This is a genomic window from Paraburkholderia sp. J69-1 (assembly GCF_905220255.1).
In the GTDB taxonomy this organism is placed as follows: Bacteria; Pseudomonadota; Gammaproteobacteria; order Burkholderiales; family Burkholderiaceae; genus Paraburkholderia.
This window is the reverse complement of sequence record NZ_CAJMZG010000038.1, coordinates 24,798-39,957: the sequence shown is the minus strand read 5'-3', so window position 1 is coordinate 39,957 and position 15,160 is coordinate 24,798. Positions and strand designations below refer to the sequence as shown.

13 protein-coding genes and 1 pseudogene are annotated in these 15,160 nt (G+C 59.8%); 4 read left to right on the top strand and 10 right to left on the bottom strand.

The features are described from left to right. Positions 1-290: 290 nt before the first annotated feature. The 3 genes from U5A67_RS38865 to U5A67_RS38855 all read left to right on the top strand — a co-directional run bounded on the left by U5A67_RS38865 (position 291) and on the right by U5A67_RS38855 (position 1,826). Positions 291-605, top strand: coding sequence for a hypothetical protein (locus U5A67_RS38865; protein WP_321818522.1), 315 nt, complete (start codon positions 291-293; stop codon positions 603-605). Positions 606-978: 373 nt separating this feature from the next. Further along, entirely contained in the window at positions 979-1,671 is a 693-nt protein-coding gene (locus tag U5A67_RS38860; protein WP_321818523.1) for a DUF3304 domain-containing protein, read from the top strand. Then, positions 1,668-1,826, top strand: coding sequence for a hypothetical protein (locus U5A67_RS38855; RefSeq protein ID WP_321818524.1), 159 nt, complete (start codon positions 1,668-1,670; stop codon positions 1,824-1,826). Before U5A67_RS38860 ends, U5A67_RS38855 begins: the two co-directional genes overlap by 4 nt. 98 nt (positions 1,827-1,924) lie before the next feature. Here the strand turns inward: U5A67_RS38855 and U5A67_RS38850 are convergent, their stop codons facing one another. Together U5A67_RS38850 and U5A67_RS38845 are read right to left on the bottom strand one after the other, a co-directional pair. Beyond that, the gene (locus U5A67_RS38850) at positions 1,925-2,227 is read right to left on the bottom strand and encodes a hypothetical protein (RefSeq protein ID WP_321818525.1); all 303 of its coding nucleotides are present in this window, start codon (positions 2,225-2,227) and stop codon (positions 1,925-1,927) included. Positions 2,228-2,565: 338 nt separating this feature from the next. Then, the gene (locus tag U5A67_RS38845; protein ID WP_321818526.1) at positions 2,566-3,735 is read right to left on the bottom strand and encodes a hypothetical protein; all 1,170 of its coding nucleotides are present in this window, start codon (positions 3,733-3,735) and stop codon (positions 2,566-2,568) included. A 461-nt stretch (positions 3,736-4,196) separates the two neighbouring features. Between U5A67_RS38845 and U5A67_RS38840 the strand changes: the two are divergent. Beyond that, positions 4,197-5,268 (top strand): annotated as a pseudogene (locus tag U5A67_RS38840) (IS630 family transposase). 1,642 nt (positions 5,269-6,910) lie between these two features. Here the strand turns inward: U5A67_RS38840 and U5A67_RS38830 are convergent. The 8 genes from U5A67_RS38830 to U5A67_RS38795 all read right to left on the bottom strand — a co-directional run bounded on the left by U5A67_RS38830 (position 6,911) and on the right by U5A67_RS38795 (position 15,159). Further along, positions 6,911-7,297 carry a nuclear transport factor 2 family protein gene (locus tag U5A67_RS38830; protein WP_321818527.1) on the bottom strand — a complete coding sequence of 129 codons (387 nt, stop codon included), beginning with the start codon at positions 7,295-7,297 and terminating at the stop codon, positions 6,911-6,913. A gap of 64 nt (positions 7,298-7,361) precedes the next feature. Continuing rightward, positions 7,362-8,423, bottom strand: coding sequence for a cyclase family protein (locus tag U5A67_RS38825; protein WP_321818528.1), 1,062 nt, complete (start codon positions 8,421-8,423; stop codon positions 7,362-7,364). A 52-nt stretch (positions 8,424-8,475) separates the two neighbouring features. Further along, positions 8,476-9,789 (bottom strand): MFS transporter, encoded by a 1,314-nt coding sequence (locus U5A67_RS38820; protein WP_321818529.1) that lies wholly within the window; start codon positions 9,787-9,789, stop codon positions 8,476-8,478. 91 nt (positions 9,790-9,880) lie between these two features. Then, positions 9,881-11,173, bottom strand: coding sequence for an acyl-CoA dehydrogenase family protein (locus tag U5A67_RS38815; protein ID WP_321818530.1), 1,293 nt, complete (start codon positions 11,171-11,173; stop codon positions 9,881-9,883). Positions 11,174-11,186: 13 nt separating this feature from the next. Then, complete coding sequence (locus U5A67_RS38810; protein WP_321818531.1) at positions 11,187-11,573, bottom strand: DUF6285 domain-containing protein; 387 nt, start codon at positions 11,571-11,573, stop codon at positions 11,187-11,189. Continuing rightward, entirely contained in the window at positions 11,567-12,634 is a 1,068-nt protein-coding gene (locus U5A67_RS38805) for a phosphotransferase family protein (RefSeq protein ID WP_321959815.1), read from the bottom strand. The genes U5A67_RS38810 and U5A67_RS38805 overlap by 7 nt, the downstream gene beginning before the upstream one ends. A 31-nt stretch (positions 12,635-12,665) precedes the next feature. After that, complete coding sequence (locus U5A67_RS38800; protein WP_321818533.1) at positions 12,666-13,952, bottom strand: alpha/beta fold hydrolase; 1,287 nt, start codon at positions 13,950-13,952, stop codon at positions 12,666-12,668. Between the two features lie 40 nt (positions 13,953-13,992). Next, positions 13,993-15,159: a porin gene (locus U5A67_RS38795; RefSeq protein WP_321818534.1), complete on the bottom strand. Its 1,167-nt coding sequence runs from the start codon at positions 15,157-15,159 to the stop codon at positions 13,993-13,995. Position 15,160 lies beyond the last annotated feature (1 nt).

Below are 15,160 nucleotides of genomic sequence, written 5' to 3'. Positions count from 1 at the left end.
TCGTCCTGGGCTTTTGCTTGGCTCAGGACGATGCATAATCGCTGCGCGGTGAACCGCTAACTGCAACGGATTTCATATCTGAGCGTATCCACGCGTAGTGTCGAAGTAAGGTGTGCAAGGGAATTGTGGAGCGTCGATAAGCGATTACATTGCGCAGCATGCCCACACCGATCACCTGACAGCTGACGTGCCAGTGTGAACGTCTACAAAGGGCAAATCACTTGTGGAGTTCATCAATTAATGTCGCTTACGACGAGAATTGATTGTATTTGCTATGTCCCGATTTACCGTTGGAGATCGTCTCGAGGCTGCTTTGGGGGCAGTTGCTGGAACCTTTGCTAGGCCCAAAGCTATTGGGTGAAATTTTGAAGTTTCTGCCCAGTGGATTTTTCGCACGGTTCTCAGAAACAATCGCTCTAGTCAAAGCCGAAGCGAACCGGCTACCAGTCATCGACATCGCATCAAATCGCGTCGACCTTCCAAACCAGCATCACGCTATTCCCTGTTCGTTTCTCTCCCGGATATTCAATGCGCATAGCGTTATTGGATTTTCTCCTTCAGTTTCGATGCTTATTTTCCAGAGCGTCGCTCTCGTCTTTGATTGAATTTATTGCGTAAAATTACGCGATTATTGCATTCCATTTAAAAACTGTTTGCCGATATTGGCGACGGCATGAAAGGCATGGTTCGATACTTCGATCCGCGCAATCGATGAGGAGTCGCACATTCGCGCCGCGCTCACTGGGCGTGCGGAATCGGGCGATACCCGTCTGGGCGTGATGGGGCGCATTCCCGCGCCGGTCTGGGGCGAGCTCGAACGCGCGCGGGTCGCGTGCGAGCAGAGCGCGTCACACGTCGAGTCCACATACGAAGCCAGCTAGTCGAAGCCGCGCACATCATGGGGGGGCCAGCGCGCGACAAATCGCACCGGCTCAATGCCAGCAAGAAACCGATCGAGGAAGCAAGTTGATTCACTTAATGAAAAACGTTCTGGTGCACCGGGTGGCGCTACCGGCAAGAGGGCCTGTGCGCTATTTGGCTGCGCTTGCGTTGGGCCTGATTATGGCGGGCTGCCATCAGGATGCTGCGCAGAAAGTCGCTGCTGCACCGGTGGCGCAGGCCGATCGCCCGGCCGAAAATCCTGCGTCGGTGAGCGGCTTGAATTACGCATCGTATGGAGTCGGAAGTTTCTCCATCACGGATTCCGCAGGCAGAAGCGGGGGCGGCCCGAACCTCGCACCGGTGAGCAAGAGCGGCGAGCCGGCGGGCGGCGGCTCCGAAATGTGCTGCGTCTACGTCCCGCAGACGTGGCGTGACGGCATGACCGTGCACGTGCGCTGGGAGCGCGACACCCACCCATACGACGATAACGACCGCAGCGGCGACCAGTGGCTCGAAGCCGTTGCGAAAATCCCGCCCTATGGGCCGAAGCAATACAACTTCATCGTGCAGTTCCTGGACGGCGATCGGATTCGTGTGCGCGTCGACGACGGCGGTCCGTTGGACAAGCCGGCCAACAACGATCCGTATATTGTTCAGGGCGTGCTCGCCGCCCAGGCGAACGCGCAAATGCAGGCAACGCGCGAACGTGACAAGCGGGCGACCGAAGAATACCACCGTGAGTTGCAGCAAGACGCTGCGAATGCGTCGAAGCAGGAGGCGGGAAAATGAGCGTGATTCGATGGCCGAATTCGATGCCGGCTGGTGGCCGTTTTTCCGAAGCGAAGCAGGCGTGGAGCGATGGCCTGTTCAAGGTGGCCGATCCGAAGATGGGCTGTCCGCGGACCTCGCATATCAGCTTCGACGCCAACGATTTCGGCAACTAGGCGCTGGGAAGGTAGGGCGCGGCCGTGTTCAGAGGAATTCGCCGCTGGCCCTGGCCCAATGAGTTGATACGGCGGCCGCTGGTGGCCGCCGCCGACATTTAGTTCTGGTCGGTCACGTTCGTGGTACCGAAGGAATTTCCCTGTACGTCGATCGCGCCGCCCTGGATCATCTGCAGGCCGTTGGCCGGATTGACCTGCGGGGCGGCCGTTCCATAAGCGTTGCCGCTGGTATCCACTGCGCCGACCAAAGGTTGGCCCGTAGCCGGGTTGATTTGCGGTGAGGCAGGGGCTTGCGCGGCGGTGTTCACATTCGCGGCGCTGCTGTCGTCCGAACTGGTACTGGAAGGCGCGGTGCCAGCGTTCAGGCTGTCGACGGATGCCCAACCGTTTTCGGTCTTCACAAACGCGGCCCACGCGGTACGCTTGCTCGACAGTGTGTTGATTTGCAGTAGAAACTGACCCAGTGGGTCAGTTCTGCGTGGACATCAACAGATGAAACGCTCAATCGCGTGTTGGTACAACGGCAGTTCTTCATGGAGAGTAAGGGCATTCACCTCGGTACACCTGCAGCTGTATAGCGAGCTAGTGAGATATTTCGCTCCATGCTCTCTAACCTCTTCGCCGCGGAAGAAGCGAGAGGGGCTCGAATCAACCCGAGGATTGGGGATTTTCTCGAGGTACTCGCTACTGCATGCGAGGTGGTTCAAGATGCAAGAGGGTAGATCGAGGAGGTGACTTGTCACCGCGCAGCATGTCCGAAAACGAGTCCGCCCGAGCTCACGGCGAGACGCATCGGGATGCGTTTTGACCGGCCTCGTCCTACTTCCTGGGTTGGATCACCGGCGGTAATCTGGTGCACTCCGAGGTCGGTCTGGCTGTACTCAATGTTGACAATCTCACTGAAACTCTGCTGGATTGCCAATCTGGCGAGGTTACCCATCATCCCGATGAACATCGGTGAATCATGATCGCTCGGAAGAAGTCTGCCGACGACGTCAATGTCGCGTAAATAAGTCTTACGGGAGGAGAGGTACTGCTCGACGTAGGTCTGATGAGAGAACAGCGTTCCGGTTCCCGTTTGCAAGACTTTGCCCTCAAAGGCGTTGGCGCTGCCCTTCCAAATTTCGTTTATGCGCTTTGCGATGGCGGCTGGAAGGGTGGCAGTTGGCGCCACCAAGGCGATGGACTTTGCAGCAAATGCCAACCGCTTGATGATCCGCAGCTCCTGCGGAGCTATCGAAAAGTCTTGCGCCGGTGGGTCGAGCAACCAGCACTGCGCATCATGAGTTGCATCGATGGCCGCGATTGTTCCGTACCGGATTGACGACGGATACCGATAGGTCGCTAGTTGGGCGATGCCGGACTTCTTGTGTGCAATGTTGCTTGCATGATTGCTCACCTTGGACGGCTTTTTGGTGCAATCGTCAACCATCGAGCCTTTTGCTTCCACTTGAATTATCCGAGCGCCATCGCTTCCGATTTGAAAATCGAACGTGGGTTGGCCGTTCACGCCACTAATCGTGTCCAGTTTGGTCCAGTCGGCATCGGTCATGCCGTGTAGCCGACTAATAACGCTGAGACCGATAGATTCTCCAATTCGCTCGGACAGACCGTTGTCGGAATAACCTTGCTGCGCCAGCTGAATAGTTGGGCTTGTTGGTACGATAACGTCTTCGATCCAAGTGGACGCCGCATGAGCCTTAGTCAGAAGATCCTGGTAGGTTCGGTAGCCGCTCAAGGCTTGCCTGTGAATGAGAAAGTAGGATAAAAAATCCGCCCGCCGTATGACAGGATTGCGCCGATAAAAGGCGACCCTTGCCGCTGTCCCTGCGGCGGCGTACGGTTGATGAGTGGTTAGCAAGATCCTGTGATCGTTGTTGTAGTAATTCAGGTTGACTCTTATCGTCATGGTATTATTGGCAATGCTAAGAAATCCGTTGCATTTCTCGTTGTTTGGTCGGCGCTCATTGGGCTAAGACATTCTCTCATGTCCCGATCCGAATCTACTGAAATGATCGAACGTCCCAAAAGCTGGTGATGCATGCATCCTGCGAATGATGGGCGAATTTGATCTGACGCGAGAGCAGCTTGGGATGCACCTTTGTGTTGCGGTCTGTTTGCTGGACCGATCGTTGTTACCCTTGGATCATCGGTACGCGTTGGCAATGTCGGAGTCTGAATAGGCGTACCTGCGGAAACTTCTAAATTGTGCAGCCTCGCCAGAAGTTTGCGCGCCACGACCGGCGGAGTCCTCTTAATCCAAGCAGGCGTTTTGCCACGACTGCTACATTACTAGTGTTCCGTCCCAGAAATAACTTTACATAATACTAACATGTTCTATGATCAATTCATTGTGTTCTGGAGACGATCATGGGACGTAAGGGAATCGAGGTTGTCGTGTCCGGGTTGGAGCGAGAACAATTGCTGTCACTGTGCCGTTCACGTTCGCTGCCTCATTCGCTGGTGCGCCGGGCAAAGATCATCCTGATGGCAGCAGACGGCCATACGAACCAAGAAATCGCGGTGCAATGTGACATCACGTCTGCTGCGATCACGCATTGGAAGAAGCGCTTTGTCGCGCAGGGGCTCGCCGGTCTGCATGATCAAGCGCGCCCGGGTCGCCCGCGCGCGCACGACGATGAAACGATAGCCGAGCTACTGGCAAAGGTACTGCACGAGAAGCCAGACGGCTCAACGCACTGGAGCGTGCGCTCAGCTGCTGCGCAAACGGGCATTTCGAAGAGCTCGGTGGCCCGGTATCTGTCGCTGTTCGGTGTGCAGCCTCACCGCTCGAAGAGCTTTAAGCTTTCTACCGATCCGTATTTCATCGAGAAGGTGCGCGATATTGTCGGCCTGTATCTGAGTCCACCGACCAACGCCCTGGTACTGTGTGTCGACGAGAAGAGCCAATGCCAGGCACTTGAACGCACGCAGCCAGTGTTGCCGATGGGTCCAGGCTATCTCGAAGGTGTCACGCACGACTACATCCGGCATGGCACAACGACCTTGTTTGCTGCGCTCAATGCAGCGACGGGCGAGGTCATCGCACAATGCAGCGCATCAGGAGTTTCTGGCCTTTCTGAAGCACGTTGATGAGGCGGTTCCGGAGGAACTTGACGTGCATCTGATCGTCGATAACTACGCTACGCATAAGCACCCGAAGGTCAAGGCATGGCTGGCCAAACACACGCGGTATCACATGCACTTCACGCCGACCTATTCGAGCTGGCTCAATCAAGTGGAGCGCTGGTTTGGCCTGATCACACAGCAGGCTATCCGACGTGGATCCTTCAAAAACGTGCGCCAATTGATCAATAGCATTGAATGCTATGTCGCTCAGTACAACCAGCAAAACCGTCCATTTGTCTGGACCGCAACCACCGATTCGATCATTCAGAAGGTGGCCCGACTCTGCAAAGTTATTTCTGGGACGGAACACTAGCCTCCTTGTTCGTAAATCAGCGATTTCATGTAACCGCCATGTAACCGGATTATGCGGCAATGAAGGTATGTGGATCAACTCTGATGCGAAGGGAGGCGATATAAAATCGTTAAAATACAATAAGATATTAAATTGGATCAACGCCGATCTAGTTCGATAAACGTCAACTTGTTCGCATTCGCAATGCGCGTAGTGCGTGCCGTCGAAAAATGCTACCTCGTCGCTGCCCTCATCAATGAGGTAGCGTCCATTCTGTCTCACGAACGCGCCGATCCAAGTCCGCATCCAGAGCCCGGGCGGGATGGAGAGGACCGCGAGAAGTTCTGTGGATTCGAACGGGATGCCGCTGATATCGGCGCGCGCTGCGGCAATCGCGCGCGAACTCCCTGCGCCGCAACTTCCGGCCGAAAATCAGCAACGGGATTGGGCACGAGGACGTTCTCAGCGCCAAGGCGCGCGGTGAGGAGCTCGAGAAGGCGCGCGTGATCCTGCGGCGAGCCGCCCGGTTCCGGGAAAAGTCATTCGTTGGGCGCTTCGGCTTCACGCACGTCGCGCGCTTCAAGGCCCAGCGCGATCACCGGTGCAACAAGCTTCACGCGCGAGAGCCGTTCCTTGAGTAGGCGTTCGAGATGCGATTCATGCTAAGTCGGCTCGCCGAGCGCCACCTCAACGATCGTCAGCGGCGCGGCCGCGCGCCCGCGCTTATGTTCGAGCGAGAGTGCAAAACATGCGACCGCAAGCTTTCGCGCGGCGAACGTTGTCTTCGATGGCACTAACAATGATGCGCCGGACAACGATTGGAGAGATTCGAAAGGTCAGGGGAAGACCAACGTTGCGCGCCTTTTCGACGCGGCAGTCGGTGCGGACGGGATGTTCCGGTTCTACATCAATGGCGTGGGGACGCCATTTCCGCAAAATTGCGAGGAGGAGTATTCGACATTGGACAAGGGCTTCGCGGCTGGATTCGCCATGCGTGAGGCTTGGGTCTACACGCGTGAGCTCGATGATGCAAGCTTGAGCCGGATAGTTTTAGGGCGATCTTTGGGGGCGTTCCGCGCCTTAAAGCGACAAGAAATGGTTGTCCAGCCGCGACATTAATTGATGAACTCTACATTACTGCGGTTGACTGAGATAGTCTGATTCATCCAGGCGCAATGCAGATTTGCAGTTTGCTGACGAATAATATCCTGTCACTCCGGATACGGAGTTATTAGGCTGTCATGCAGATGTTAAATATCGCAAGTTTTTGAATCCTCAGGATAACCAGATTTTGACCTTTCATACACCGATGAAAGGTCAATCTGACTTGTTGGTTATCGATTTCCGGTGTGCCGAAGACTTATCACAGCGACGCCAAACCGTACGGCCGACAGTTTTTACTGATAACTGTCGTGCCCAGTAGCACGAACAACTATCAGGCCGGCGAGAGCGCTGCGAACTATCCTTGCAGCGTGTGCTACTCGCGGCGTCGGCAATGTTATCGATGGTAGTGGCCAAGTAGCCATGCGAAACAAACAATTCGAGCGGCGTTGAAAGGATACACGGGCGGGTCGCTTCCTTCTGGAGTTGTCGTTAGTTTTTGCGTTGTTCGGACATGGCCGCAACGATAACGCCATCATGTGTGCACCCGAGGTCGAGCGCTCTAGACCTGAACCAGAAAAGCCGGGATTTGTGCCGAATCGATATATTCGTCGATACGGGTGATCCGGTTGTCTTTCACCTCGGCGATCAGCGCAGCAGTGAGGCTGACCCGAACTCCATCCTTGCGCACGCCGCTCAGAAGATGCTGCTGCACAAAGCCGCCTGAAAACGGCACGAGCCGCCGGTTCGAGTAACGTCGATCGCTAATTCGTTCAATCATCCCCGCCAGCGTCGGGACAATTTTCGTCCAGTGTTGTTCGAGGTCGTCGAAGTTGTGCCACACAACGGCATCATGCGAAAAACATGCTTCGAGATCCTGAACGTTGCCTGTTTCGATAGCGTCGAAAAAGCGCGTGGCCAGTTCACAGATAGCAGTGGCTTCAGACATAAATGGCTCCTCAAGGTTTGCATGGAAAGAAGACGCCATTATTCGCAATGGCGTACGACACGACTCAAACTGTCGCGACCGGCGTGACCGGCGAACCCATCGCACCGGGCAGGCGCAGTGGCGGAGCGGTCAACATGAAGCGCGTTCGACGGTTGTCTCGCAGCCAGTCGGCCAACTCGCGCAGATACCACAGTTCACCCAGCGGCAGGCCGAGCTTGAACAGACAATGGTGGTGCAACGGGAGCAACGGATACTGCTTTTCGTCCCGCGGCGCTGGGCGGGCAGGGAAGCGCTCGACAGCGTTGTTATCCGCGATCAGCGCGGCGATCCCCGAATCGCTGATCCAGTTCAGTAGCCGCTCGTCGCGCCCGTCGAGTGCGCAGCAGCTTTGGTGCAGGCGCTCAGGATCGGGATTACGTTGCATCGAAAGAACGACTTCGGCAAAACCGGTGCGCAACAGCAACATATCGCCGGACTCGATCTGGACGCGCTGCGTCTCGCAAGCGCGCATCAGTTCGTCATAGCCGATGTCGCTCGCGCCGAACCCATAGGCGTGCGCGAGATCGACGAGTACGCCACGACCCTGCATGCCTTTAACCGCGAGATTCTCAATGCCGAGCGCACGTGCCTCGCTGGTGCCCGTGCCGCAGCACGCGTGCGGCGTGAACGGCGGGACGTCGTCGTAGGTGACCGAACCGATGATGTGCTCGTTGGCGCGATAGCCGTTGTAGTAGACGCGTTCGGCCAGCCCGTCACCGTCGGCGTCGAACAGTGCGCCCACGTGCGCGAGCGAATCCCATTGCGTCGAGTATTGCAGCGACAGCACAACCTGATCGTCACAGACTACATCTGTGGCGTGCGGGTCCATGCGCGCCACCGGAAAGTTCACGAACGGCTCGCCTTCACGATAAAAATTCGGGCGCAGAACGGGTGCGTGTCGCGGCGGGTTGAGCTTGTTCTCGCCAGGATAGTCGAGTGGCAAGGACAGGCAGAAACTCTTGCCAGCGAGAATTTCGCGCGCGCCTTTCACAACCTGTTCGGGGCCGATCAGATTGATCCGGCCGAGTTGATCGTCGGGACCGAAATCCCCCCAGTTGGAACCCTGAGGACGTTGCTGCCAGCGCATGGTGTTGTCTCCGTGTTGTGTTGTCAGTCGAGAGCGATGCGAATGACGCCTTTTATCGCGCCCCTTCATGCCTGGGCGTCTCGCGAATGCTCATCACGGCCAGCACCGTCACGACGCAACACACCAGCATGTACCAGGCGGGCGACATGGGATTGCCGGTTCGCGCCAGCAACCACGTCACGATGAACTGCGACGAGCCGCCGATCACCGCGATTCCCACGCTGGAAATCACTGAAATGCCGCTGGTGCGCACCTCGATCGGCAGCGTCTCCATGATGCCGAGAAATAGCGGCGTCATGCCGAGGTTGATACAGGCGGTGAGCAGCGTGGCAAGGCAGATGACGAGCGGCACGCTCGGGTACGTAGTGATGAGCCAGAAGGCCGGATAGACCGCGAGCATGCTCAGCGTCAGCGATGTCAGCACCAGCGGTTTGCGGCGCGCGAGACGATCCGTGAGACGACCCGAGACGAGCGCGGCCACGGTCACGGTCGCGCCGGTCACGCAGCCGGAGAGCAGGGAGAGCGCCGGCGGCAGATGCAGCACGCGAATCATGTACGTGGGCATGAAGAACACCACGAGATACATGGTTGCGGTGCCGGCCGCAGTCGCCATGATGCCCTTGATTACGAGGCCGCGATGATCGCGCCACAGCATGCGCAGTGGGCTCGGCCCCTGTTCGCGCGGCTGGTGTGTCTCATCGAGATGCGAGCGGATGTAGATGCCTACCGGCGCAATCAGCAAGCCGATCAGGAACGGCAGGCGCCAGCCCCAGCTTTCCAGCGCGGCCGTGGGGAGCGCCGCGTACAGTGCCGCTGCGCATAGCGCGCCCACCACCGACGCGATGCCCTGGGTGGCGAGCGTCCAGCTCACGCGCCAGCCACGACCTTGCTGATGACCCGATTCCATCAGCAGCACGGCGGCAGCGGCAAATTCGCCGCCGACTGAAAAGCCCTGTAGCAAGCGGCCGGCGAGCACCATGAGCGTGCCCAACACACCGGCGCTCGCGTAGGACGGCGCGACGGCGATGCACAGCGTCCCGGCCACCATCAGCAAAAGCGTGAGCGTGAGGGCAGCTTTGCGGCCGCGACGGTCCGCATAGTTGCCGATCACGAAGCCGCCGAGCGGTCGCATTGCAAAGCCGATACCGAACGTCGCCACCGATAGCAGCAGCGAGATATAAGGGTTGCTCGACGGGAAGAACAGCTTGCCGATCAGCAGCGCAAAGAAGCTGTAGATCGTGAAGTCGAAAATCTCCAGCGCGTTGCCAAGCGAGCAGGCGGCAATCAGGCGAAACTGGCCGCGCGTTCGCGGCGCATTCGTAGCCTCGGCTGAGTGGGGGGCGGAACTAAAAGCGGTATCGTTCATCGGGAAGTCTGCGCGAGAAAGGGGATTCGGGGGCGCTCAATCGAAAGGTGCCCGTTCAGAGGCGTTACATGGGCCTTGCACGCATGAGAGGTCAACCCGCTGCACGCGCGATCTTGTTTGGGCCCATATAGCCGAACAGAAAGCCTGCGACCTTGCGCTTCTGGATTTCCTCTGCGCCTTCCGTGATGCGGTAGCGCCGATGATGGCGATAGATATGCTCGAAAGGCTTGTGCCGCGAATAACCCAATCCGCCGTGCACCTGCATGGCTGTATCCGCAGCTTCGCAACACAGCCGGTTCGCCCAGAAGTTGCACATGGAGACTTTGTCGGAGAGCTGGCGCTCGACTTCGGGCTTGGGCATCTGATCCATTTCCCAGGCGGTTTTGCGGATCAGCAGACGCAGCATTTCGATCTGCGTCGCCAGTTCGACCAGCGGAAACTGGATACCCTGGTTTTGCGCGAGCTCCTGACCGAAGGGGCGTCGTGCGCGCGCATATTTCACGCTTTCGCGCACGCAGAAATCGGCGGCACCCAGGCTCGACGCTGCCTGGCGGATACGGTTCTCATGCACGAAGTGCTGCGCGATCGCGAGCCCGCCATCCAGCGGCCCGAGCAACGTATCCTGTGCGACCCAGACATCGGTGAAACTCACGCGGGGATGATCCGTGGGCATGTTGAAGGTCCACAGATACTCTTCGATCTTCACGCCGCTGGCTTGTGCGGGCACGAGAAACGCGCTGATGCCCGCAGCGTCGCCGTCGCTGCCGCTGGTACGGGCGAAGACCAGACAATGCGTGGCCACGTGCATGCCGGTGGTCCACATCTTCTCGCCATCGATACGCCAGCCGGCTACGCCGTTGCGGGTTTCGCGCACCGCGCGCGTTTCCATATGCGTGGCATCCGAGCCGTGCTCGGGCTCCGTGAGGCCGAAAGCCAGCTTCACACGCTCGTCGAGCATGCCGGCGATCAACTGGTCGCATTGCTTCGGCGTGCCGAAGTCGCGAATCACCAGCACGAAGGGATTATTCGCGACGATCGAGTGCTCGTTCTGCAGATCGTTGTGCAGCCCCAGCCCTTTGGCCGCCAGATGCTCGCGGATCACCGCCATCCAGAGATTGCCGCCGTCCTTGCCGCCGAATTCGCGCGGCAGCGCAAAGCGCAGATGCCCGGCGCGATCAGCCCGGCGGCGCGCCTGGGCAAGCAGTTCTTCCCACTCGTGACGCGGCAGCCCGCCATTGTCGAAGTCGGTGCGCGCCCATTCGCGGCGATGGTCGAAGAAGCGTTCGTTGTCGTCCTGCGCCTGCAGCGGCACGATTTCATCGTCGATAAAGGCATCGAGCTCGGCCAGATAGGCCGTGAGCGCATCGGGTAGATTGAAGTTCATTTCAGGCTTCCTGTTATTCGGTGTCATTGCCGGCGAGGGCAGCGCGGTAGGTGTCGTAGCCGGGCTGGTCCACGGCCAGCTTGTCCAGCGTGATTTGCCACAGGAACGTGGCGACGCCCGGTGTGTCGAGGTCGAGCGCATCGTTGGCGATGCGCTCGCAGAGCGCGCGTGTCAAAGCGTCCGTCGTGCCGCTGCGCTCGCCAAGCAGCTCGCGCAACGCCTGTTCTTCGCTGACTCGCGCAGCCGGGGCGAGCACGAGTTCGCGTCGCACGATGTCGAGCATGCTTGCGGCCACGCGCGCCTTGTAAGCGGCCGCGCCCTGTAGTGCGGGCAGCGCTTCGTCGCGCAGAAAAGCGCTGACCGCTTCGAGCAGTTGCTCGGCGCTGGGGGGATTCAGCATGAGGCGGCTCCGGTGTGGGTGAGCATGGCGAGCAAATCGATTTCCGCCTCCGAGGTACGGCGGCCAATCGCGGCTTTTTCGATTTCGCGTTCCGTACCGTCGAGCCAGCCGTAGACCATGCCTTCGCAGACGATGCCCCACTTCAGTGTGCCGAACACTTCCCAGAAGCGAACCCGTTGCGGATCGACCTGACCGCCGCCCGCTTCATACGCGGCGAACAGTTGCTCGCGCGTGCCGAAACCGCCGACCGGTTTGTCCGCATTGCCGAAGCGCCAGGAGTTCACGCAAAGCCAGCCGAGATCCTCCATCGGGTCGCCGATATGGGCGAGTTCCCAATCGAGCACGGCGCGCAGGCCTGCTTCGGTGACGATCAGGTTGCCGTTGCGAAAATCGCCATGCACGAGGGTGCAGACGCGCGGCGCGGGCGGTAGATGACGGCGCAACCATTGGAACGCGCACTCGAATACCGGGTTCGCCATGCCGTAGGCCCGATGCTGACCGAGCCAGAAGGCCATTTCCACGTTGGCGGGGGCGACGCGCAAACGTGGCAAGGTGCTGGGCTCGATCGCGTGGATGCGTGCGAGCGCTTCGCCGCACTGCGCAGCGAGCTGTGTGCGGGCGTGTGCGAGGCGCGCGTCGCGCACGATGCGCTTGCCAAGCGTCTCGCCTTCGACGTGCTCCATCACGAAGCCATCGCCGAGTCCGTCCTGCGGTCGAAGCACATGGACCACATGCGGAACGGGGACACCCGCTGCGGCAGCCAGTTCGAACAACTGCGCCTCCGCCGCGAAGCCTACGTTGGCGCTGCCGCGATGCCCGGCGTCAGGCTGGCCGCGCCGCAGAATGCGTGCGTGTTCCCCGTGTTGTCCAGCGACGGTGAACGACCACGTTTGCTGGCTTGCGCCACCGGATAGACGCCGCAGATTCGCCACGCGCGCGCCGCCGCTCGCAAGACGCGAGACGATGGCCTGCAACCCGGCAAGCAGGCGCGCGCTTTCGTTCGCAGGCGCCGCGTGTGCGCCTGCTGAATCCCCTGTTATTGCATTGTCCGTGCGCGCCAAGGCGGCCTCCTTTTTCATGATGGAGTCGCGCTTACAGCGGCGCGCGTTCTTTCAGCCACGGCACGACTTTCGCGGCCTGCGCGAGGGCGCCTGCGTTGTCGTCCTGACCTTCGTCCGGCTCGAAGTAGTGAAGCTGGTCCGCAAACTCCACGAAGGTTTTGTCGTCGCTGCCGAACGCGTCGAAGATGGGCCGCGAGTGCGTATTCAGGTAGCAGTCCAGATCGCGTCCCGCATGAACGAAGATCATCGGCACCTTGATGGACGGCGCGTTCTTCAGCAGGTTGGCGTTGCTCGACAGGCCCGACCAGGTCGAGAGCCACGCATCGGGCGTCAGCACACGCGCAAATCCCAGCAACTGGAAATTCATGAGATCCGGGCGGTCGCTCAGCAGGCTGCCGTAGCCGCGATTGCTCGGATCGATGGAGTTGTCCGTGTAGTGCAGATTCGCCATGGTGCGGTAGATCGTCATCACCGGCTGAAACGCGGCGCGCTGCAGGATCGTGCGTTGCTGGGCGAGCGCCAGCGAGGAGAAGCCCGGTGCGGCGGAAGTCAGTTCGGCTTCGCGCTGGTCGGCGATCATCGCGCGCGCCTGCGCATCGAGGCGTGCCACACGGGCGAGCTGCGCCGCCCGGTAGCGCTGCTGGAACTCCGGCGTATAACGCGACCACTCGGGCGCCGGCCGGAAGCCATTGGCGGGGTCGTACATGTCGAGGCTTGCGTCGGTGAGCAGCGGGGCATGTTCGTCGACCACGGCAGGATCGATCGTCTCGTTCAGGATCAGCCCCTGGCCGCTGTGAGCGGCGAGCATGATCATCGCGTCGAAGGTCGGCATGACGGCGCTGCGCAAGGTTGTGGGACGCCCGCCCGGCGTCATGGCGAGACGTTCGGCGGATGGCAGTTGGGCTTGCGCCTGGTAGAAGCCGCCGAGCGATCCGCCGCCTGAATTGCCCAGCCAGATCACCTGTTCGACGCCGCACTCGTCCTTGAGCCACTGCACCTGGGCGGCGATGTCGAGGATGATCTGCTCGTGTATGCAGGTCATGTCGTTGCCGGTGGTGCGCACGTTTGCTCCAAGACACGCGTAACCTGCGCGCAGCAGTTGCGGGAACAGATAGTGACGGCTGAAGTCCACACGCGGATGCCCCGCCACCACCGCGACGCGCGGGCGTGGATTGCTTTTGGGCGTCCAGTACAGGCCGCGGCTTTGTCCGCCGTCGTTCGCGTAGGCGGTGACCTGCCGGCAATCGGCAAAGTCTTCCACGGGTTCCCGGAACTTGATCCAGGTGCCATTCCAGTAGGTTTTCGCGATCAAGCGCATGTCGATGATTCCTTGGTTGGTTGCCGGTTCCGGCATTGCATTAAAAATTGACCTGCAGGCCCACGGTCGCGCCCACCTGACTTTTCTGGCCATCGGCAAGACCATTGGCCGTGCTGGCGTTGCCGTAGCCGAGCGCCGTGCCGGTCTGCAGCAAGGTGTCGTCGTCGAGCGGGCCGTTGTGCGCATAGGCCGCCGCCGCGTAGAGCGTGGTGGTCTTGGAGAGGCTGTACGTCGCCATCAGGCTCACCTGGCTGAAGTTGGCAAGGTTCATGTTGGCGCTGGTCGAGGTGAGTGCCGCGCGTTTTGCGCGGTCGTAGTAGTAACCGCCGATCAGATTGACCGCAGGCGTAAGCGAGACCTTCACGCCCGCCCAGTAGAAGTCGTCGCGAATCTGCGTGACGCCGTTTCCGAACGTCGAATTGCGCCACCGGTAGCCACCCATGAGACGCACACGTTCGAACTGATAGCTGGCGGCGAGATAGGCGAGGCGCGCGACCCCTGTTGGCGCGCTCGCGCTCGCGGTGGGGTTGGTCTGGTCGTAGCCCGTGCCGATCCCGAACGAATTGCCCAGGTAGAACACGCCCGCGCCAATACCCGACTGCGCGCGGAAATTGCCCGGCACACCGCCATCGGGAATGCTCGACACCTGCGATCCCTGATACGCGAAGCCCGTGCCGAACGAGTAGTGCGCCGCGACGTTGATACCGCTGAATTTTCCGGTGTACTGAATCGTGTTGTCTTCCGTGTAGCTGCCACCGCCCGCCACGATGCCAGGTTCGTACGCGATGCCTGTCACGAACGGCATGAAGCGGTACATGCCCCAGTAAAGGCTGGTGTACTGGCGGCCGAACGCAAGCTGGCCCCAGTCGGTCTGCCGCAATCCGACTGCCGACTGGCGCGAGAACTGCAAGCCGCCCGCGAGCGAGCCGTTGCCGAGCTGGAAGCCGCTTTCGAGCCAGAAGAACGCCTGCAAACCACCGCCGAGGTCTTCCTGACCCATCAAGCCCCAGCGTGACGCAGAAAGGCTGCCGTAGTTCTGCATGCCAAATTTGCTCCCCGCGCTGCTTGCGCTGGAAACACGATTGACGAACTCGATGCCGGTATCGGCAATGCCGTACAAGGTCACGCTCGATAGCGCGTGGGCTGGGGTGCTTGCCATGCCGAGCGCGCAAGCGGCTACGGCTGAAGCGATGAGAGCTTCTTTCATT